The 20,303-nt window shown below is 63.0% G+C and carries 20 protein-coding genes; 11 read left to right on the forward strand and 9 right to left on the reverse strand.

Annotation, left to right across the window (positions count from 1 at the left end):
• Window positions 1-303 precede the first annotated feature (303 nt).
• From imuA to R2N16_RS16375, 5 genes are all read left to right on the forward strand, one after another.
• On the forward strand, window positions 304-1,260 hold the full coding sequence (gene imuA, locus R2N16_RS16355) for a translesion DNA synthesis-associated protein ImuA (protein WP_316666782.1): 957 nt from the start codon (window positions 304-306) through the stop codon (window positions 1,258-1,260).
• Window positions 1,193-2,776, forward strand: a complete 1,584-nt coding sequence (locus R2N16_RS16360; RefSeq protein ID WP_316666783.1) for a Y-family DNA polymerase — start codon at window positions 1,193-1,195, stop codon at window positions 2,774-2,776. The genes imuA and R2N16_RS16360 overlap by 68 nt, the downstream gene beginning before the upstream one ends.
• 7 nt (window positions 2,777-2,783) lie before the next feature.
• Window positions 2,784-6,023 (forward strand): error-prone DNA polymerase, encoded by a 3,240-nt coding sequence (locus R2N16_RS16365; protein WP_316666784.1) that lies wholly within the window; start codon window positions 2,784-2,786, stop codon window positions 6,021-6,023.
• Window positions 6,024-6,546: 523 nt separating this feature from the next.
• Complete coding sequence (locus tag R2N16_RS16370) at window positions 6,547-7,083, forward strand: helix-turn-helix domain-containing protein (protein ID WP_316666785.1); 537 nt, start codon at window positions 6,547-6,549, stop codon at window positions 7,081-7,083.
• 141 nt (window positions 7,084-7,224) lie between these two features.
• Window positions 7,225-8,382 (forward strand): SLC13 family permease, encoded by a 1,158-nt coding sequence (locus R2N16_RS16375; protein WP_316666786.1) that lies wholly within the window; start codon window positions 7,225-7,227, stop codon window positions 8,380-8,382.
• Here the strand turns inward: R2N16_RS16375 and R2N16_RS16380 are convergent.
• Entirely contained in the window at window positions 8,379-9,212 is an 834-nt protein-coding gene (locus R2N16_RS16380) for an aldo/keto reductase (RefSeq protein ID WP_316666787.1), read from the reverse strand. The genes R2N16_RS16375 and R2N16_RS16380 overlap by 4 nt on opposite strands.
• Window positions 9,213-9,342: 130 nt before the next feature.
• On the opposite strand from R2N16_RS16380, the gene R2N16_RS16385 reads away from it, so the two are divergent.
• A complete protein-coding gene (locus R2N16_RS16385; RefSeq protein ID WP_316666788.1) occupies window positions 9,343-10,248 on the forward strand; it encodes a LysR family transcriptional regulator in 906 nt (301 codons plus the stop codon).
• A gap of 56 nt (window positions 10,249-10,304) precedes the next feature.
• Here R2N16_RS16385 and fusA read toward each other — a convergent pair whose 3' ends face one another.
• Together fusA and R2N16_RS16395 are read right to left on the reverse strand one after the other, a co-directional pair.
• Window positions 10,305-12,407 (reverse strand): elongation factor G, encoded by a 2,103-nt coding sequence (gene fusA, locus R2N16_RS16390; protein ID WP_316666789.1) that lies wholly within the window; start codon window positions 12,405-12,407, stop codon window positions 10,305-10,307.
• A 128-nt stretch (window positions 12,408-12,535) separates the two neighbouring features.
• Window positions 12,536-13,279: a Crp/Fnr family transcriptional regulator gene (locus R2N16_RS16395; RefSeq protein ID WP_316666790.1), complete on the reverse strand. Its 744-nt coding sequence runs from the start codon at window positions 13,277-13,279 to the stop codon at window positions 12,536-12,538.
• 148 nt (window positions 13,280-13,427) lie between these two features.
• On the opposite strand from R2N16_RS16395, the gene R2N16_RS16400 reads away from it, so the two are divergent.
• Window positions 13,428-13,961 (forward strand): Mpo1 family 2-hydroxy fatty acid dioxygenase, encoded by a 534-nt coding sequence (locus R2N16_RS16400; RefSeq protein WP_316666791.1) that lies wholly within the window; start codon window positions 13,428-13,430, stop codon window positions 13,959-13,961.
• A 15-nt stretch (window positions 13,962-13,976) separates the two neighbouring features.
• Here R2N16_RS16400 and R2N16_RS16405 read toward each other — a convergent pair whose 3' ends face one another.
• The 4 genes from R2N16_RS16405 to R2N16_RS16420 form a co-directional block, all read right to left on the reverse strand.
• Entirely contained in the window at window positions 13,977-14,804 is an 828-nt protein-coding gene (locus tag R2N16_RS16405; RefSeq protein ID WP_316666792.1) for a crotonase/enoyl-CoA hydratase family protein, read from the reverse strand.
• Window positions 14,805-14,836: 32 nt separating this feature from the next.
• Window positions 14,837-15,175, reverse strand: a complete 339-nt coding sequence (gene fdxA / locus R2N16_RS16410) for a ferredoxin FdxA (protein ID WP_316666793.1) — start codon at window positions 15,173-15,175, stop codon at window positions 14,837-14,839.
• Window positions 15,176-15,279: 104 nt separating this feature from the next.
• Entirely contained in the window at window positions 15,280-15,954 is a 675-nt protein-coding gene (locus R2N16_RS16415; RefSeq protein WP_316666794.1) for an ankyrin repeat domain-containing protein, read from the reverse strand.
• A gap of 125 nt (window positions 15,955-16,079) precedes the next feature.
• Complete coding sequence (locus tag R2N16_RS16420) at window positions 16,080-16,604, reverse strand: plasmid fertility inhibition factor family protein (RefSeq protein ID WP_316666795.1); 525 nt, start codon at window positions 16,602-16,604, stop codon at window positions 16,080-16,082.
• Window positions 16,605-16,873: 269 nt separating this feature from the next.
• Here R2N16_RS16420 and R2N16_RS16425 point away from each other — a divergent pair, with 269 nt between their 5' ends.
• On the forward strand, window positions 16,874-17,200 hold the full coding sequence (locus R2N16_RS16425; RefSeq protein WP_316666796.1) for an EthD family reductase: 327 nt from the start codon (window positions 16,874-16,876) through the stop codon (window positions 17,198-17,200).
• A 37-nt stretch (window positions 17,201-17,237) separates the two neighbouring features.
• Here the strand turns inward: R2N16_RS16425 and R2N16_RS16430 are convergent, their stop codons facing one another.
• Entirely contained in the window at window positions 17,238-17,456 is a 219-nt protein-coding gene (locus R2N16_RS16430; RefSeq protein ID WP_316666797.1) for a hypothetical protein, read from the reverse strand.
• A gap of 50 nt (window positions 17,457-17,506) precedes the next feature.
• Window positions 17,507-18,415: a LysR substrate-binding domain-containing protein gene (locus tag R2N16_RS16435; protein WP_316666798.1), complete on the reverse strand. Its 909-nt coding sequence runs from the start codon at window positions 18,413-18,415 to the stop codon at window positions 17,507-17,509.
• 114 nt (window positions 18,416-18,529) lie between these two features.
• Between R2N16_RS16435 and R2N16_RS16440 the strand changes: the two genes are divergently transcribed.
• From R2N16_RS16440 to R2N16_RS16450, 3 genes are all read left to right on the forward strand, one after another.
• On the forward strand, window positions 18,530-19,519 hold the full coding sequence (locus tag R2N16_RS16440) for an SLAC1 anion channel family protein (protein WP_316666799.1): 990 nt from the start codon (window positions 18,530-18,532) through the stop codon (window positions 19,517-19,519).
• Window positions 19,520-19,645: 126 nt separating this feature from the next.
• Window positions 19,646-19,825: a hypothetical protein gene (locus R2N16_RS16445; protein ID WP_316666800.1), complete on the forward strand. Its 180-nt coding sequence runs from the start codon at window positions 19,646-19,648 to the stop codon at window positions 19,823-19,825.
• A complete protein-coding gene (locus tag R2N16_RS16450) occupies window positions 19,818-20,177 on the forward strand; it encodes a lysis system i-spanin subunit Rz (RefSeq protein WP_316666801.1) in 360 nt (119 codons plus the stop codon). Before R2N16_RS16445 ends, R2N16_RS16450 begins: the two co-directional genes overlap by 8 nt.
• Window positions 20,178-20,303: the final 126 nt, after the last annotated feature.

Genomic DNA, 20,303 nt, shown 5'->3' on the forward strand with positions numbered 1-20,303 from the left:
GCCCGTCAGGCAAGGGAAAGCGCCTCGACGGACGAATCAACGACGCCGGAAATCTCCACTTCTGGACGGTACTAATTCCGGTGTAGGGTCAGACGCCGGAAATCTCCACTTCTGGACGGTACTAATTCCGGTGTAGGGTCACCATCAATTTGGGTGACGTTTACTTCAAAGCCTTCCATTTCAGTGCTTCGAGATTGCCGTTATCGCCGTCTCGCAACGCACACGCAAAACTAGACCCGCCTTGAAGAAAAGCTGTGATACTGTATATTTGTACAGTATCCACCGACTTGCTTTGGCGTTTCCATGTTTGCGTTGTCCCCGTCTCTTTTCATCGCCGAAGATGTAGCGGAATACCCCGTCCCCGCTGGGCGGGCGGTGTTTGGGGCGCGTTCGCCCGTGCCGAGAAGGCCGACGCGGCCATTGCCGGAAACACTGCATCCGGCGTTGTGGAGTGCAGGCCATCTGGCGCGAGGTGACGGGCGCGTTCTGACCACAGGGTATGACTCGCTGAATGCCGAGTTGCCCGGTGGTGGCTGGCCCCTCGGCGGATTGACCGAGCTGCTGTGCCCACAATCCGGTATTGGTGAATGCCGGTTGCTGCGTCCGGCGTTGTCTACGTTGTGCACGGGCGCAGGGCGCGTCGCGCTGATTGCTCCGCCACATCTGCCGAATGCAGTGAGGCTGGTGGGTTGGGATTTCTCGCCTGAACAGATCGTCTGGGTACGCGCTGACAAGCCGGCCGATCTTCTGTGGGCAGCCGAGCAGGTTCTACGCAGCAAGGCTTTCGGTGGTGTGCTGATCTGGCTGAACCGGGCACGCCCGGGAGAGTTGCGTAGGCTGCAAGTGTTGGCCCAGGCGGGAGAGAGCGCCATCTGGGTGTTCCGGCCGGCCCAGGCGCAGCGTGAGTCGTCGCCGGCGGTGCTTCGTCTGGGGCTGGAACCGGCTGGCGCCGATGCGCTGTCCATCCTCTTCCACAAGCGGCGCGGGCCGTTGCGTGAATCTCCGTTGCTGCTGCCGCTGGCCGATCCGCTTCGGGCCGGGCGCGCTTCCGTGCGTCCGTTGCCTGTGCCGCCCGTCGAGCCGTTCATCATGGATCCGGCCACGGCGAAATTGCTGGCCGCGCTTTCGTCTCCTTCGTCTTCGGTTGCGTTCGATGCTTTGTCAGGCGTTTCCGATCAAAACACTCCCGATCATGCCGTTCTGGATCGCGGTGCATCTGCCCCGCCTCCCACTCGACGCGCTTCGACCCCGGTGGTCTGATCCGGCCGCGCTGCCTTTGCCGGTCGTGGTGCTGGAGCAGGAGCGAGTGGTGTCGGCCAACCGTTTGGCGATGCGCGAAGGCGTACATGCAGGCCTGCGCCGGGCGGGCGCGCAGGCACTGGTACCGCACGCGATACAGCTTGATCGTGACGTGGCGGCCGAGGCGCGGTTGCTGCAATCGCTGGCGCTGGCGCTGCTGGCATTCACGCCGCATGTCACGTTGGACGTGGTGGATGAGGCGACTGTGTTGTTGGAGGTCGAGGCTAGCTTGCGCCTGTTCGGTGGGCATCGCGCGCTGTGTCGGGCGGTGAAGTATTGCGCGGTTCGGTTGGGCGCCATGCCCCAGCTTGGCACGGGGCCGACGGCACGCGGTGCGGCATGGCTTGCCAGTGCACAGCCGGCGCCGATACGTGGCCGTCGTCGCTCGGCAGCACGTCAGGGGTGCGCGCGGAGGGCGGTACGGCAGGAGCGGTTGTCGGCGTTGCTTGATCGATTGCCGGTCGATGCGGTGGCCCGTCTCACGCGGCCCGATTGGCTTGAAGGCCTCGGCTGCCGCACGCTATCCGATTTACGCGAGTTACCGCGCAGCGGGCTGCGGCGGCGCTGCGGGCCGTTGTTGGTGGATACGCTCGACGCCGCTTATGGCAATGGGCACGAGAGCTTCACGTGGTTTACCGCGCCGCTGCGCTTTGATGTGCCGTTGGAATTATCAGGCCGCATCGATAACGCGGAAGGTGTGCTGGCAGCCACGGAGCAATTGTTGTTACAACTGGTGGGCTGGTTGTCGGCGCTTCAATTGGGCGCCAAGACGTATCGACTCACGCTGGAGCACGAACGCCGGCGTGGCCGGGGCAGTGAGGATGTTGATTCCTCCACGCCGGTGGAGATCGCGCTGGCACAGCCTGTTCGCACACTGGCGCACTTGTCACGGGTGCTGCATGAGCGTGTGAATCGGCTCACCCTGATCGCGCCGGTGGTCGAACTGCGCCTGACGGTGACCGACGCTACGCCGCTCGCGCCGCCTACGGAATCGCTGTTTCCCGAGCCCGGTGGTTGCGCGGAAGATGCCGCGCGCCTGATCGACACGCTGATCGCCCGGCTGGGGGCTGAGAACGTGCGTCACCCGCAGCCGTGTGCCGACCATCGGCCCGAGCGCGCCAATCACTGGGTTGAGGTGAATGCGGCAACCACCGCGCAGAGCCGTGCCTCCGCGCGTCAGGCATTGGCGCAATGGCACGCGCAGCAGCCGGAGCGGCCGCTGTGGCTTTTGGAGAAGCCGATCCCGCTGCTGACACGTCAGGACTATCCGTATTACCGCGGGCTGTTGCGGCTGGTGTCGATGCCCGAGCGCATTGAATCCGGCTGGTGGGACGACGATCTCATCAAGAGGGATTACTTCATCGCCCAGGGAGAACAAGGCGTGCGTTACTGGGTGTATCGCGAGCGCGTTTCCGCAGGCAATGCCAACGCGGGAGATGAGGACGTCCGCTGGTATCTGCACGGCTTGTTCGGCTAAGCACGTCATGACTTCGGCCACGCCACTCCCCCTTCTCCCCGACTATGCCGAGCTGCATTGCATCAGCAACTTCACGTTCCTGACCGGCGCGTCGCATCCGTACGAACTGGTGGAGCGCGCCAAGCTTTACGGTTATCAAGCGCTGGCGCTGACCGACGAATGCTCTGTGGCGGGCACCGCGCGAGCGCTTGTGGCCTCCAAGGAACACGAACTGAAGCTCATCATCGGCAGCCGCTTTACGGTGCGCAATGCCGATGGCGAACCCTGGCTGCGGCTGGTGCTGCTGGCACATAACATCGAGGGCTACGGCAACCTGAGCGAGATCATCACGCACGCGCGGCTGGCAGCACCCAAGGGCGAGTACCGCTTGCTGGCTGACGATTTGGCCGCGCCCCAAGGCGAACTCGCTCACCTGCGCGGCGTGCCCGATTGCCTGGCGATTCTGTTGCCCGACTACGATCCCGACCCGCAGCAACTGCTGGCCCAGGCGTGGTGGTGCCAGCGCGTGTTCGGTGATCGGCTATCGATTGCACTGGAGTTGCCGTTAAGGCACGCGGATGATCGCCATCGCGGCACGGTCGTGGCGGTGTCGGAACAGATTGATGTGCCTATGGTCGCGACCGGTGGGGTGCAGATGCACACACGTCAACGCAAGCCGCTGCACGACGTGCTGACCGCCATCCGCCTGTCCAAGCCGCTTTCTGAATGCGGGCTGGAACTTGCGCCCAGCGCTGAACAGGCGATGCGAACGCGCATGCAGTTTGCGTTTCTCTATCAAGGCGAGCGCGGCGCCAAGATCCTGCATCGGACAGTGGAACTGGCGGCGCTGTGCAATTTTTCTCTCGACGAGATCGAGTATGAATATCCGAGCGAAGTCGTGCCGGAAGGCATGACCCCGGCGGAATACCTGCGGGCTGAAACGTTGGCCGGTGCGGAGCAGCGTTATCCAAACGGCGTGCCAGAGAAGGTGCGTGCGCAGATTCAGGAGGAACTCGGGCTGATTGCCGAGCTGGGTTACGAACCGTTCTTCCTGACCGTCTATGACGTGGTGAAGTTTGCGCGCAGCGAGAATATTCTCTGCCAGGGACGTGGCTCGGCGGCCAACTCGGCGGTGTGTTATTGCCTGGGGATTACCGAGGTCAACCCGGACAGCGGCAATACGCTGTTCGCACGCTTTCTTTCGCGTGCACGCAATGAGCCGCCCGACATCGACGTCGATTTCGAGCATCAGCGCCGCGAAGAGGTCATCCAGTACATCTACAACAAGTACGGCGTGACACGCACTGCGCTGGCGGCCGCGCTCATCACCTACCGCACGCGCAGCGCACTACGCGACGTCGGCCGCGCGCTCGGCATCGATCTGGGGATCATCGAGCAGGTGGCCAAGGGGCAGGCGTGGTGGGATAGCCGCAAGGAATTTGCCCAGCGTGCTGGTCAGCAGGGACTGGACCCAGAATCGCCGTTGGTGCTGCGCTGGGCTCAGTTGGTGGACCAGTTGCGCGGTTTTCCGCGCCATCTGTCGCAGCATGTGGGCGGGTTCGTGATTGCGCAGGGCAAACTTTCGCGCCTGGTGCCGATCGAGAACGCGGCGATGGAAAATCGCCGCGTCATCCAGTGGGATAAAGACGATCTCGAATCGCTGCGCCTGCTGAAGGTGGACGTGCTGGCGCTGGGCATGCTGACGGCCATTCGCCGCACCCTCGACATGCTTGACGCGTTGCCCGGACGGCGCGAGCACTACGGCGCAACCGGCAAGCTCGCCATGCAGAACCTGCACGATGACGACAAGGAAACCTACGACATGATCTGCCGCGCCGAGACTATCGGCGTGTTCCAGATCGAATCGCGTGCGCAGCAGTCGATGTTGCCGCGTCTGCGTCCGCGCGAGTATTACGACCTGGTGATCCAGGTGGCCATCGTGCGGCCCGGGCCGATCCAGGGCGGCATGGTGCACCCGTATCTGCAGCGGCGCGAGGCCAAGCGCAATGGCAATACCGATTGCGTGACATACCCCGGCCCCGAGGTGAAAGCGGTGCTCGAACGCACGCTGGGTGTGCCGATCTTCCAGGAGCAGGTGATGGAGATCGCCATGAAGGCCGGCGATTTCACTCCGGACGATGCCGACCGCTTACGCCGCGACATGGCCGCCTGGAAGCGCAAGGGCAATCTCACGCAGCATCAGGAGCGTCTGGTGCATGCGATGGTCGAGAAGCGGGGCTACGACCCCGCTTTTGTTGACGCGCTGTGCAAGCAGATGGAAGGCTTTGCCGAATACGGCTTTCCCGAAAGCCATGCGGCAGGTTTTGCCAAGCTGGCCTACGTCAGCAGCTTCCTGAAATGCCACGAGCCGGCGGCGTTCTTTGCGGCGCTGCTCAACAGCCTGCCGATGGGGTTCTATTCGCCGTCGCAACTGGTGCAGGAGGCGCGGCGCAGCCATGTGCGTGTGCTGCCGGCGGACGTGACGGCCAGCGTGTGGGACAGCACGCTGCATCCCCGAACCGATGGCGACGCAGATGGCGATGGCGTGGAGCAGCCCGACATCCGCCTCGGGTTGAATCGCATTCGAGGCATGCGCAAGCCGGCTGCCAAGCGCATTGAAGCGGCTCGCGCTCAAGCGCCCTTTACTAGCGTGGAGGATCTGGCCCATCGAGCTGCTCTCGACCGCCACGACCTGAACGTGCTGGCCGCAGCCAATGCGCTCAAGCCGCTGGCCGGTCACCGTCGTCAGGCGCTCTGGCAAACGCTCGCCCTGCAGGAGCCTGGCCAGGATCACGCGCTGCTGCGCCAGGCCCGTCCGGTGGAGGCGCCGCTCGTGCTGCCCGCGCCGCCCCTTGGTGAAGAGGTGATGGCTGATTACGGCAGCCTGGGGTTGTCGCTGCAGAGCCATCCGGTAGGGCTGCTGCGCGCGCGGCTCGAACGCATGCGTTTTGCCACCGCCGCCACGCTGGCCGGTTATCGCAACGGGCAACTGGCGCGCGCTTGCGGGATTGTCACCGTGCGGCAGCGGCCGGGCACGGCCAACGGCACAATTTTCGTTTCCATTGAAGACGAGACGGGCGCGATCAACGTCATCCTCTGGGCGCACTTGATCGAGCGTCAGCGACACGAAGTGCTGAACGCCCAGTTGCTGGGCGTCTACGGCAAATGGCAATGTGAGCGCGAGACCCGACACCTTGTCGCCCAGCATCTGGTAGATCTGACCCCACTTCTGGGGCGCCTCGCCACTTCCAGCCGCGATTTCCATTAATTCCTGCCCCGCCGCCACCTGATCGCCGCGTCACCTCGGCACGGCAATTGCGTGACGGTAGGCACGCGCAGTCGCCCGACCGCGACGCAGGAGGCTCAGGCGGTTCTCTCCCGTCGAGCACCCTCCGATTGGTGGATAGGGCAAGCGCGGATCGACGAAACGTGGTGCGGGTGCAAGGATTTGCGCTTGAGGCGTCACAAAAATGACCTGTCAAGCGAAGAAAACGACATCTGTGAGGGAACTGACCTTCAAGGCGCCTTGTCCCCATAAACACGGTGGATGAGATGTGCTTTCATCACGCGTCGATATTGGGTGCAGTCGAAATTACGTCTACTCTGTAGAAAACACTTACGGAGGCCGCCCCAAGAACGTGTGCAACGGCGTGCATAGATGACACGCGTCGCCGCTGCCGCGCTGTGTATGACCGCGGACGAAGGTGCAGCCCACCCGACCCGCATATTTTCAGCCCATCGTTCGGGTCAGACCCGGCGGTGTTTCCCATCTCAGGTGCAGGAGCGAACAGATGGAACAGCCTTTCAAGCAGTTACACAGTCTGCGCAAGTCGCGCAAGCTCAAACAGGAAGATGTCGCCAAGATGGCCGGTATCTCTCGCGAAGCGTATTTGCGCGCGGAATCCGGTCGTGCCGATCCCCGCCTGTCGACGCTGATGGCCGTGGCGGGCGCGCTGGGGCTGGAGGTCGTTCTGGCGCCGCGAGAAGCCGTTGCCGAGATCGAGCGCGTGATCGCCAATCACCCGGCTCAGCCAACGCAAGGTGGCGGTGGGACGGAAGCCGGCCATGAGCGTTCGGAGCAGGGCTCATCGATGGGCGGCACGGGCGGCGGTCACGGCCTGGCAGGTCAGTATCGCGGGCCGGAGCGCCATCCGCAGTCGGCCTATCATCCGGGCGCCTCGCATAGCCAAGCTGGCCAGCAAGGTGCACCGCATGCCGGCGGCAGCGCAGAAGATCGCTCGCGCGTGACATCTTCGGACCGTCCAGGTGCCGGCGGTTCGTCGGGCGGCTCGGATCGTCCGGGCGGTTCGGGTTCGCGCGAATCGTAAGCTGACCCTCGGCACAGGCCGGGTACGCAAGCGTGCCCGGCTTGCGATTGAGCGCAGGAGGCAGTCGCACTACAATCGGCCGGGCAAACCGCGCCCGGTTGGTTTGTGCGCGTTTGCGCCAACGTTTCCTTTTTCTTTCGTATGAACGGCGATACGCCACGCACCCACATGGCGAAAGCCGTGCCGCACCACCCGCCGTTCTGGCATCACCTCAAACAAGACGTTTTCTTCTGGTCCCTGCTGGCCATCTGCGGCGCGCTGACGCTTGTGGCACCCAAGCGCATCGTTGAATATCCGGCGCTGATCGACTGGCACACCATTGCCGCGTTGGCCGGTTTGCTCATCCTGACCAAGGCAGTTGAGGCCAGCGGCATGCTTCAGTTGCTCGGCCGGCGCCTCGTCGACGTTGTCAGCAGCCAGCGTGTGCTGGCACTCAGCCTGGTAGCGGCTTCGGCGGCGCTGTCGACGATGTTGACCAACGATGTGGCGCTGTTCGTGATCGTGCCGCTCACGGTCGGTTTGCGGCAGGTCGCCAGCCTGCCGGTGGCGCGGCTGGTGATATTCGAAGCGTTGGCGGTCAACGCGGGTTCAGCGCTCACGCCGATCGGCAATCCGCAGAACCTCTTCCTGTGGCATCAATCCGGGCTGTCGTTTGGCGCGTTTGTCTGGCAGATGGCGCCGATGGTCGCGCTCCTGATGGTCTTGCTGCTGGTGGTGACCTGGTTCGCCTTTGCCTCGCAAGAAATCCATCTGCATGCCGAAACCGCTGATGTGGAATTGCACAAGCGCCTGCTGGTGCCGGCGCTCTTGCTGTATGTGCCGTTTCTGGTGCTGACCGATCTGGGCCATCCGCTGGCCGCAGCGGCCGGGTTGATCGTGCTGTACCTCATCGGCGCGCGCTATGTGCTGGCGCGGGTCGACTGGGGGCTGCTGCTCGTGTTTATGCTGATGTTCATTGACCTGCGGCTGGTGGCGCAGCTTGGCATCGTGCGGCAGGCGCTGGATGCGCTGGCGTTGAGCAATCCAATGCATCTGTACTGGGCTGGCATTGGCGTGTCGCAGGTCATTAGCAACGTGCCGGCGGCGATCCTGCTGGCCGAGTATTCGCATGACTGGCCTATGATTGCCTTTGCGGTAAGCGTGGGCGGATTCGGCACGCTCATCGGGTCATTGGCCAACCTGATTGCATTGCGCATGCTGGGCGACCGCCGTGCCTGGTGGGCGTTTCACGCGTACTCGATGCCGTTTCTACTGGCTGCGGCGGGCATCGTGTACGCGTGGCTGCTCTGGCTGCGTTAGGCTGTCACGGCATCCCAATCCGGCGCGAAGGCCGGTTGTACGTAACGCAGCGTCTTCGGCAAGGCGGCAATGGCGGCACGATCTGCGTCGTCCAGGTGCAGGCGCAGCGCGTCGAGGTTGGCCTGCTGGCTCTCACGCCGTTGGGCCTTGGGGATGGCGATCACGTTAGGTTGCTCCAGCAACCACGCAATGGCCACCTGTGATGCCGATGCGCCGTGCTTGTGACCGATCGCCTGCAACGTGGCGTCTTCTGCCGCGCGACCTTGCGCGAGCGGTGCGTAGGCGGTGAGCGGAATTCCCTTGTCGCCGAGATAGGCCAGCAGCGCCGACTGATCCAAAAACGGGTGATATTCCACCTGCACGCAAGCGAGGGGCGCGCCGATGGTGTCAATGGCGGTCTTGAGCATCGGCAGGTTGAAATTACACACGCCAATGGCCCGCACGTGGCCGCTTTCATGCAGCGCCATCATCGCTTCCATCGTTGCGGCCATGTCCATGCCGGGTGCGGGCCAGTGGACGAGGTACAAGTCGACGTATTCGAGTTTCAGCTTGGCAAGGCTCTGCTCCAATGCGAGCGGAATGGCGCGCGGCGCGAGCTGGTCATGCCACACCTTGGTGGTGACGAACACCTCTTCGCGCGGCAGGCCCGAGGCAGCAATGGCCGCGCCGACGGCATCTTCGTTGGCATACATCGCGGCCGTGTCGACGTGCCGATAACCGAGCGCCAGTGCGCTCTCGACGACAGGCTGGCATACGTTGCTGGCCACGCGGAATGTGCCGAGGCCCAGCCGGGGAATGGAAACACCTTGCGTCTTCAATGCTTGTTGCACGTGGGGCTCCTTGGGTTGCCATGAACACTGGACGGCCATGGTGCCGATTGCCGATCTTTGAATAAAGTGCGTACCATGCAAATCATTCGTGAAAAAACTCCCGCAATAGCGGCGGGATGGAAAGGATTGCATGACGTTCGATGGGCAATTGTTCTCCGGCATCACGCTGCTGGCGGCCGTGGCGGAAAGCGGCAGTTTCGTGCGCGCGGCCGATGCGCTGGGTTTGTCGCCCTCCGGAGTGAGTCGCGCGGTCAGCCGGTTGGAAGCGCGCATCGGCGTGCGCCTGATTGAGCGGACCACGCGTTCGCTCACGCTCACCGATGAAGGCCGCCGCCTCTACGAGCAGGTCAGCCCGCACCTGACGGGCATCGCCGATGCCGCCGCGATGGCCTCGGGTGCGGTTGGCGCGGTGCAGGGGCGCTTGCGGGTGAATGTCGATCCGTTTTTCTCCCGGATGGCATTGGCGACGCCGGTGGCGGGCTTTCTCGACCGTCATCCAGACTTGTCGCTCGAACTGATCATGCGGGACGACGTGGGCGACCTGGTCGCCGATGGGTTTGATCTGGCCATCCGCTTCGGGCCGCCGCCCGTGGGCTCGTTCGTGGCGCGCAAGCTGGTCGAGACGCGCATCGTGACCGTGGCATCGCCGGATTACATCGCACGGCGCGGGAAGCCAGCGCATCCGCGCGATGTACCTTCACACGAGCGCATCCTGTTCTACAACCCGGTGACAGGGCGCCCGTACGAGTGGGAGTTCTGGCGCCAGACAGAGCGCATCGAGATCCGGCCCGCCGGGCGGTTGATGGTGTCGGACGTGCGCACGATGCATGCGGCTTGTGTGGCGGGGGCGGGCATTGCCCAGGTGATGGCGCTCGGTACAGAAGAGCTGCGGCGCAGCGGTCAGCTTGTCGACCTGTTCCCCGATTGGCCGGATGAGCGCTTTGCGCTGTACGCGTTGTATCCGTCGCGTCGTTACCTGCCGGCCAAGGTGCATGCGTTCATCGATTTCTGCGTCGAGAACCTGCCTGCGGGCTAGCCCGTAAAGCACTGCGGCCGCGCTAGGCGGCCGCAGTGGATGCAGCAAGAAAAGCGTCAGACCTTCTTGGCCGCCATCACCGCTTCCGACACATTGCGCGGTGCTTCAGCGTAGTGCTTGAACTCCATCGTGTACGTCGCACGGCCTTGGCTGAGCGAGCGCAGGTTGGTGGAGTAGCCGAACATCTCGGCCAGCGGCACCTCGGCGTGCACGACCTTGCCACCGCCGCCCGGAATGTCTTCCGTGCCTTGCACCATGCCGCGCCGCGACGACAAATCGCCGATCACGTTGCCCATGTAGTCTTCGGGCGTTTCCACTTCCACGGCCATCATCGGTTCGAGCAGGATCGGGCCGGCCTTGCGCATGGCGTCCTTGAAGGCCATCGAGCCGGCCATGCGGAACGCGTTTTCGTTCGAATCCACGTCGTGATAAGAGCCGAAGGTCAGGCGCACCTTCACGTCCACCACCGGGTAGCCCGCCAGCACGCCCGTGTTGAGCGTGTCACGGATGCCCTTGTCCACCGCCGGGATGAACTCGCGCGGGATCACGCCGCCCTTGATCTCGTCGATGAACTCGTAACCCTTGCCGTCGTTCGGCTCCAGCGTGATGACTGCGTGGCCGTATTGGCCGCGTCCGCCCGATTGCTTGACGAACTTGCCTTCGACGTCTTCAGCGGCCTTCTTGATGGTTTCGCGGTAAGCCACCTGCGGCTTGCCCACGGTCGCTTCCACGCCAAACTCGCGCTTCATGCGGTCGACCAGGATTTCGAGGTGCAGCTCGCCCATGCCCGAAATGATGGTCTGGCCGGATTCTTCATCCGTCTTCACGCGGAACGACGGGTCTTCCTGCGCCAGTCGGTTCAGGGCAATGCCCATCTTCTCCTGGTCGGCCTTGGTCTTGGGCTCGACGGCTTGGCTGATGACGGGCTCGGGAAATTCCATGCGCTCCAGCACGATGACGTGCTCGGGATCGCACAGCGTTTCGCCGGTTGTCACATCTTTCAGGCCCACGGCGGCGGCGATGTCACCGGCCAGCACTTCCTTGATCTCTTCGCGCTGGTTGGCGTGCATCTGCAGGATCCGGCCCAGGCGCTCGCGCTTACCCTTGACCGAGTTGTAGACCGTGTCGCCCGAATTGATCTTGCCCGAATAGACGCGAAAGAACGCGAGTTGGCCGACGAACGGGTCGGTCATGATCTTGAAGGCGAGGGCGGAGAAGGGTTCGCTGTCGCTGGCATGGCGCTCAAGGGGCTCGTCTTTCTCGCCGTGGCCCTGAATGGACGGAATGTCCACCGGCGAGGGCAGGTAGTCGACCACAGCATCGAGCAATGCCTGCACGCCTTTGTTCTTGAACGCGGAGCCACACAGCATCGGCACGATCTCGCCGGCGATGGTGCGCTTGCGCAGGCCGCGCTTGATCTCGGCTTCGGTCAGCTCTTCGCCGCCAAGGTACTTGTTGAGCAGTTCCTCATCCGCCTCCGCCGCAGCCTCGACCATCTTGTCGCGCCATTCCTGTGCGGTGGCTTTCAGCGTTTCGTCAATGTCGGTGTACTCGAACTTGACACCCTGCGAGGCGTCGTCCCACAAGATCTCCTTCATCTTGACGAGGTCGACCACGCCGCGGAAATGATCTTCCGCGCCGACGGGAATCTGGATCGGCACCGGGTTGCCTTTCAGTCGGTCGCGCATCTGGCGCTCGACGCGGAAGAAATCCGCGCCGATGCGGTCCATCTTGTTGACGAACGCAATGCGCGGCACCTTGTACTTGTTGGCCTGGCGCCAGACGGTTTCCGACTGCGGCTGCACGCCGCCCACGGAGTCGTAGACCATGCACGCGCCGTCGAGCACACGCATGGAGCGCTCCACCTCGATGGTGAAATCGACGTGGCCCGGGGTGTCGATGATGTTGATGCGGTATTCCGGGCGGTCCCCCGCCATGCCGCGCCACATGCAGTGCGTCGCCGCGGACGTGATGGTGATGCCGCGCTCCTGCTCCTGCTCCATCCAGTCCATCGTGGCCGCGCCGTCATGCACCTCGCCTATCTTGTGATTGACCCCGGTGTAGAACAGGATGCGCTCGGTCGTGGTGGTTTTGCCGGCGTCGATGTGCGCCGAGATGCCGATGTTGCGATAGCGCTCGATGGGGGTCTGGCGGGGCATGATGTTTCTCTTCCGTTGAAGGACACTCGCATCGCCGACTCCGCACCATGCGAAGGGCGAATGTGCAAGTGGGAACACATTATAGGATTGCTCCTAACTCATCGCATGTAGGGGTATTGGCCGGGATTTCACCCCCTGGCCGCCTCATATGTCAGCTTATGCGCCACTTCGCGCAGACCGGCAAAGTCCAGCAGTTCGATTTCCCCGTAGGCGAGCTTGAGCATGCCGCGCGCCTGGAAATCCTTGAGCACCTGGTTCACGGTCTGGCGGGACAGCGCCAGCAGTTGCGCAAGCTGCTCCTGTGGCACGCGCAGCACACGGCGGGTGCCCAGGCGCAGGTCGCCATAGCCATCGGCCATCAGTAGCAGGCGCCGCGCCACGCGCACCGGGGCGGGCAGCAGCGCGGTTTCTTCCAGCACCGTGAAGGTCAGCCGCAGCTTGTGCGTCAGCAGCAAGGCAAACGCATGCAGCAGCGCGGGTGAGTTCTCCAGCAAGGCAATCAGCGCCGCCTGCGGCATATGCAGCAATGTCGTATTGCCGTCGGCGCGAGCGTCATGGGTGCGGGGCTGGCGGTCGAACACGCCGATCTCGCCAAACCAGTTGACGGGCTCCAGCACGGCCAGCAGGGCTTCGCGCCCGTCCGCACTGGTGGCGCCGATGCGGACCGTGCCTTCCACCACGCAGTACAGGCCGTCGGGCGCGTCGCCACGCTGGAAGAGGATTTCACCAGCGCCCAGGCGGCGTACGGCGGCAATGTCGACCAATGCGTCCTGCAAGGCTGCGTCCAGCGTGCCGAACCAACTGCTGGCGAGCAGGCGTTCACGGTACGAGGGGGTATCCAGCGTGCCGGATGTGGCAACGGGGTGGTCCATGAGGAGCGGCTGAGGAACGCTTCGGAAACGTGGAATTTGTCGGCTACGCGACAGAGCGGCGTGCCATCCACTGACTAGGATGGAACGATCATAACGAGCGTGTGGCTGGAGCGTCCATGCTGCAAACGCACAAGAACCGGAGGCTCTCATGCGGACCCTGTCCGACCATCTTTCCAACTACGCCGCCTACCACCAGGACGGCCGCAATATCGCCACGCACTTTGTCGGCATTCCGGCGATCGTGCTGGCGGTTGCGGTGTTGCTGTCGCGGCCTGTGCTGGCAGACCTGTCAGGCGTGGCCCTGACACCCGCGCTGATCGTGCTGGCGCTGACGACGGTGTTTTACCTGCGTTTGGACGCCATGTTCGGCGTGGTGATGTTCGCCTTGATCGCCGCGTGCGTGTGGGCGGGCAACCACGTGGCCGCGCATTCGACGGTGGCCTGGTTGTCAGTGGGCATTGGCCTGTTCGTGATCGGCTGGATCATCCAGTTTGTCGGCCACTACTACGAGGGACGCAAACCGGCGTTCGTCGACGATCTGGCAGGCCTGGTGATCGGCCCGCTGTTCCTCGTGGCCGAGACGGCATTTGCCCTGGGGCTGCGCCCGAAGCTGCACGACGAGGTGGTCCGTCGCTCGCATGCCATGCGCGCCTCGATGGGCGGCAAACGCGCCGCCGCCTGAGTCCATTGCGTCGGGCTATTTCCCTTCAAGCTTCGCGGCCGGTTGAAAGATCGGCGTCCGGTTCTGCATGCCAGCCAGCACCGCCTCGCGCTGATTGGCCGCGCCGATCAGGCGGTCTTGCTCGACCGACTCGGCCAGCAGAATGGCCGCGGTGTCGCCGTCCTCCACAACACGCATCAAGCGCTTGCCGGCGCGGATGGCGTCGGGACTCTTCTGCGCAATGGCGCGCGCTGCCGCCAGGGCCGCGGCACGCGGATCGTCCACCACGTGCGTCGCCAGCCCCAGGGCGCAGGCTTCTTCGCCATTGACGATGCGGCCGCTGTAGATCAGCTCGCGCAGATGATCCGGGCGGACCAAACCGCGCGTGAGCGCCATGCCGCCCATGTCGGGCACCAAGCCCCACTTGATTTCCATGATTGACAGGCGCGTGTCGGCCGCCACGTAACGCACGTCTGCGCCGAGCGCGATCTGCAAACCGCCGCCGTAAGCGACACCATGCACTGCAGCCAGCACCGGCACCGGCAGGGCGCGCCATACCGTGCAGGCGTACTGCGGCAGGTTTGCCGCCCCATGCGTGCGTTTGGCAAGGCGGCCGGCGGTGATGTCCGAACCCGCATCGTTGTTGCCCAGGCTGGACATGCTTCCCATGTCCAGCCCTGCGCAGAAAGCGCGCCCCTCACCCGAGAGCACCACGGCGCGTAGATCGGCCTCGTTCATCAGGCGTTCACCAATGTTGACGAGCGCTTCGAACATGGCCGGGTCGATGGCGTTCATTTTCTCGGGGCGGTTGAGCCGAACTTCGGCCACGCCGGCGTCGATGCTGAGCAGGATTCGATCAGTCATGGAGAGATGTCCTGTGCGAGGTAAGCGTCGAATTAGTCGGGAACGATGACCAAACCATCGCGCTTGTCTTTCACTTGCGCCCAGTGCGCATGATCGGGCAGTGGCGGTTGCACCTTGGTCAGGCGGGGCCAGTCGGCGCGGCGCGAGAGTTGTGCGTTCAAGGCAATGAAGTCCTGCTGATCCGCCGGCACCTCCGCCGCCGGATAGATCGCGCCCACCGGGCACTCGGGCACGCAGATCGAGCAATCGATGCATTCATCCGGATCGATTACCAGGAAATTCGGGCCGGCGTGGAAGCAGTCCATGGGGCAGACCGCCACGCAGTCGGTGTATCTGCATTGAATGCACGACTCGGTGACTACATAAGGCATAACGGCGCGAGGGTGTTCAAAACCTGTTCAAAATTTGTCCAAAATTATGCCGCATGAATGCAGACCCGCACTGGAGTCTGGCCGCGAGCGAGCTGCCGAGACGATCAGTTCGGCAACAGCGACGGCACCTTGATGCCGGCATCGTGCAGGTGCCGCCACACCTTTTCCTTGTACACAAAGAGCGGCGAGCTGCGCGACGGCGCGTTGTTGGCGAGCGAGCGGCTTAGCGGGGCGCGTGCGCTGCCGTCTTCGTAGTCAAAGCGCGCGCCCAGCTCGATCAGGCACCAGACCACATCCCAGTCCATGCCCAGGGCAGCCTTGGTGATGACGGGATCGTTGGCGCGATCGCGGGCATCCAGATCCGCACCGACTGACTTCATCATCCGTACGCCCTCGATGTCGTGCAGGTTCACGAACTTCATCAACATCGGGTCGCCATTTGGGCGGCGCGTATCGGGATGGCCACCCGCCTGGAACACCGCCATCATGATTTGCTGACCGTAAGGCTGGCTGCGGTAGTTCTCAACCGCCAAGCTGACCGGTGAGGCGGCGTCGAGTGCGGTTGCATTGGCATCAGCGCCAGCGTTTAGCAGCGTCGTGACCGATGCGATCTGCTGACGATCCACTGCCACCATCAGCGGAGTCACACCACGGGCGTCATGTGCATCCATCTTCGCGCCAGCGGCCAGCGCCGCTGAAATGCCGGCTGCATCGCCGGCAATGACGGCACGGCCTAGCGCGGCCTGGGGGCCGGCAGTGGAAACGCCGGCGATGCCCAAGAAGGCTCCTGTTTCACCGCTCGTTGATTCGGACGCTGACTGGGCCCTGTTCCACGTGAGCGCTGCGGCCAGCGTGAGGGCGCATACCGCGGTTCGGCGGGGGCATCGCATCACCATGCTCAGGTTCACTTGGATAGGAGGTCGCCATCTTGTGTGGGGGGAGCACCATCGTTGTTGTCCTCCTCCAATGCGGCGCAGTAACGTTCCAGCAAGGCAACCTCGGTTTCATGCACTTCGACCGGAAAGCGGGTGGCACCGGCAAACGCCATGTAGCGCGCACGGTGCTGGCCGTTCCGGAAGGAAACGAGACCTTCCTTATCTAAGCCCACGAGACCCAGCAGCGTGCGCCTGTTGCGCGTCTTGATCGTGACATAGGGCATCTCGGGAATTCTGACCTGATTCGGATCGAGAAACTCACGAAGACCGCGAACCTTGCCTGGATACCAGTTCTCCACTCTCGGAAGTACATAGTCGGTGGTATCTCTATCTGCGCAGGTGAGCAATTTGCTTGCGTCGACCATCACGACCCGGTGGCGCGAATCGTCAGACAAAAACACACGCTTCAGACGCGTGAACGAATACGGCTCGTGGTTGCGAAGCTGAACGTTCCAAATCTCGATAGCACCTAGATGGGCTTGCCCGATATCCACGCCATTCCCTGAAATAAAAAATTCCGCACACGCGAAATTATGCCAATGGGCAAGGAGCGGTCAAAGTGACCTGCCCGATAACGGGGGGCCAAAATCGCTCGCATCGCCGCTAAACCGGCCAGCGATGGGAGCCCCAGCCGAACGCATGCACCCCCGCCTCAATCGAATCCGAAATCTACACCGACGCCCGCGCAAAGCAAGACGGATATGATCGTCGGCAGTCCCGAAAATTTCTCGACGATGACACCAACGATGGCAAGGAGAACCGCATGATCAAGGTCACCGTGATGTACCCGTACACCGAAGGCGCGCGCTTCGACCACGCCTACTACCGCGACCGGCATATGCCGATGGTCAAGGCCAAGCTGGGCAGTGCCTGTGCGTACTACACCGTCGAAAAAGGTTTGGCCGGCGGAGCGCCTGGTACGCCGCCCGCCTTCGTGGCGATGTGCGCGTTCATCTGTGATTCGGCCGAAGGCTTCCAGGCCGCCATGCAAGAGCACGGCGCCGAGATCCTTGGCGACATCGCCAACTACACCGACATCGCGCCGGTAGTGCAGGTCAGCGAGGTTGTCGTTGAGCGGTCGGATCGTTGAACGCATCGGATTGTTCGTCATACGCCGTCGCGCGAATTTAGCGCGGAAGTCCTGGCGAACGGACGCCGATGTCTGCATTCGGCTGCGGATTTAACCGGTCGATGCAACACACTAGAGACTGCGTGAGCAGCTGCAGCGCGTGCTCGACATCGGCGGGGTAGAGGCTGGGGAGGTCGGCGGTTGTGCGCGCGGCAGCGGGCGCGGCGTCGATGCGCGGTTGTGTCGTGAACTGGCCGGTCTTGCGGATGGCCGACAAGACGATGGACGTGACCTAGACATCTGGAGCCTTAAGCAAAGTAAAGACCGTTAGATGCCCAGTTCCTCCAAGCGAGTCTTCAATCGCGGCCCGGCGAAATCAAGAAATGCGCGCAACTTCAAGGGTAGGATCCCCTGTCCAGGATGAACGAGACTGATGGGCCAAGGTGGCGGCTCGAATGCGTCGAGCACGGTCATGACCGCACCCGCACGCATCGCGTCTGCCATTTGGTAGGACAGCACGCGAGCGAGGCCGATCCCGGCCACCGCCGCGTCGATGGCGGCTTCGGCAGTGCTCACGACAAGCCGCGAGCGGATCGGCACCTCCACCTCCGCTTTGCCCGACAGGAAGGTCCAGACTTGCCTAGATGCAATCTGTTCCATGGTGATGCATGCATGGCCGGTGATCTCAAGAGGGGTCGTCGGCGTGCCATGTTCAGCAAAGTAGGCTGGGCTCGCACAAACCACTCGACGCGTTGTGCCAATCCGCGCCGCGATGAAACGGCTGTCGGGCAGTTCAGCGATCCGCACCGCGACGTCGACTTGCTCTTCAAGAAGATGCATCACGCGGTCGGTGAGCACCATCCGCACATCGATGTCCGGGTAAGTTTTGAGGAATTCCGCGACCACCGGCAACAGGTGCAAGCGTCCGAAGACAATGGGCGCGGTAACGACAAGCTCGCCTTTAGGGGCCGCGTATTCCCCCGACGCGGCACGCTCTGCCTCTCCCACTTCCTCGAGAATGCGCCGGCATGCGGCAACATAGGACTGTCCTGCTTCGGTCAGGGCAAGTTGTCGGGTGGAGCGATGCAGGAGCCGAGTGTTCAGGTGCGACTCGAGTTCGGCAACCTTGCGGCTGACCGTTGCAAGCGGAATCTCGAGTCGGCGTGCCGCTGCAGAAAAACTGCCTGCGTCGACCACGGCCACCAGGATGGACATGGATTCGAAGCGATCGGCCATGTTCTCGTTTCTCGGGAGGATGATTCCCAATAGTGTCAGATTATCTTTCTAGGTGGAAGCATCTACTATCCAGGCACTCCTCGGCGAAGGCGTCGAGAATCTGGAGAATGTGCTGTGTCAACACTTTCGAGTACCCAACCGCAGGCTTTGCAACGAAACGCTTCCATCAAGAACTTGCCCGTCAACTTGTTTGCGTCGGTAATGGGCATTGCCGGACTCTCAATTGCGTGGCGCCAAGCCAGCCAGGAATTTGGGCTGACTCCACTGATATCCGCGGCAGTCGGGATCCTCGCGATTGTCGTGTTCTTGGTGCTGAGCGCGGGATATCTCGTGAAGGCAATCCAACATCCGGACGCGGTCCGCGGCGAGTTTCGACATCCCATCGCGGGCAACTTCTTCGGCACGATCACGATTGCGATCCTCCTGCTCTCGTCGGTCGTTGCTCAACTTAGCCAGCCGCTCGCTGAAGTCATTTGGACAGTGGGAACAATTGCGACGATCGCGCTTTGTTTCACGATTGCGAGCCGGCTGTTGCAGGGCAAGATTGACGCTGCGCACGCGGTTCCTGCCTGGTTTATCCCGGGAGTCGCCACTTTGGATATCGCCGTTGCAGGTGGGAACATGCCAATGCCGTGGGCCCATGAGGTCAACATGTTCGCACTCGCCGTTGGAACGATGATTGCACTCTTGTTCTTTACGATGATCATGTCGCGAATGATTCATCACGAGCCGCTGCCTGCCGGCATGGTTCCTTCGCTGTTGATTCTGATGGCGCCGTTCGAAGTGGGCTTTCTCGCCTACACCAACTTTACGCAGCGCGTCGACACATTCTCGGGGTTGCTGTTCTACTTCGGTCTCTTCATATTTCTTACGCTCGCGCCCAAGGTATTTCGCAAGGGAATTCCGTTCGCTTCCGGCTGGTGGGCCATCAGCTTTCCGATGGCAGCCCTCGCAAGTGCCGCGCTGAAATACGCCATGTTCGTCCAGGCTTGGCCCGTGACGGTGCTTGCGATCATCCTTCTGGCCATACTGAGCATCGCGATCGTGGTTCTCCTTGTCAGAACGCTCCACATGCTTGTTAATGGCAAGCTGCTCGCCGGTTAAAGCAGTCGCTGGCTCCCTGCGCCAGAGCCGGCTGCGAGCCCCATCCCAACCCCTACACCCCGCCTCAATCAAATCCGAAATCTGCACCGACGCCCGCGCGAAGTCAGCCAGCGCGCGGGCGCGGTTGTGCCGATAGCTTCCGGCGGAGATGACGACCGGCTCTTTGGCGTCGTCGTCCTGCAGGACGATGAGCATGCCGGTGTAGCGGTCTGCCTGGTGGATGTGCTTGTTGAGCAGTTGCATCGTGCGCCCGACATCGACGGGGTAGAGGCGGGCGAGGTCGGCCGGTGTGCGGGCGGTGGCTGAAGCAGCTGCGTGCGGCTGGCAGGCCAATCGTTACGACAAGACCATCGCGCAGATCCAGCGCGACCACGCCCACGAGCGCCAGGTGGCCGTCGATACCGTCGTGACCGCGCTGCAGGCTGCAAACGCCCGGCACCGGCAGCTTACCGACCAGCTCGCCGCGCTAGACCGTACCCATTTCTCGGAGATGCAACGTGCCACCGCTGAGAACACGCGCCTGCAGCACGTTCTTGCCGCTGGCGATGTGCGGATGTCAGTGCGCGCCCGTTGCCTGCCCGCCGCGGGCCTGGGCGATGGAGCGCCGGCCGATGTGAGTTATCTGGAGCGGATGCGGCGGATCTTGTCGATCTCTTAGCCGGGGCGGAGCGGGATGCGGAGAAACTGCGGTATCTGCAGGGGAGGGAACGGGTGCTGGAGGGGGCGGGTGTTTGCGTTCCGCCTTGAACCCGGAGCGGCCGCGAATGGGTGAAGCGCGATGAAT

The organism is Ralstonia psammae (assembly GCF_958405935.1).
GTDB lineage: Bacteria > Pseudomonadota > Gammaproteobacteria > Burkholderiales > Burkholderiaceae > Ralstonia > Ralstonia psammae.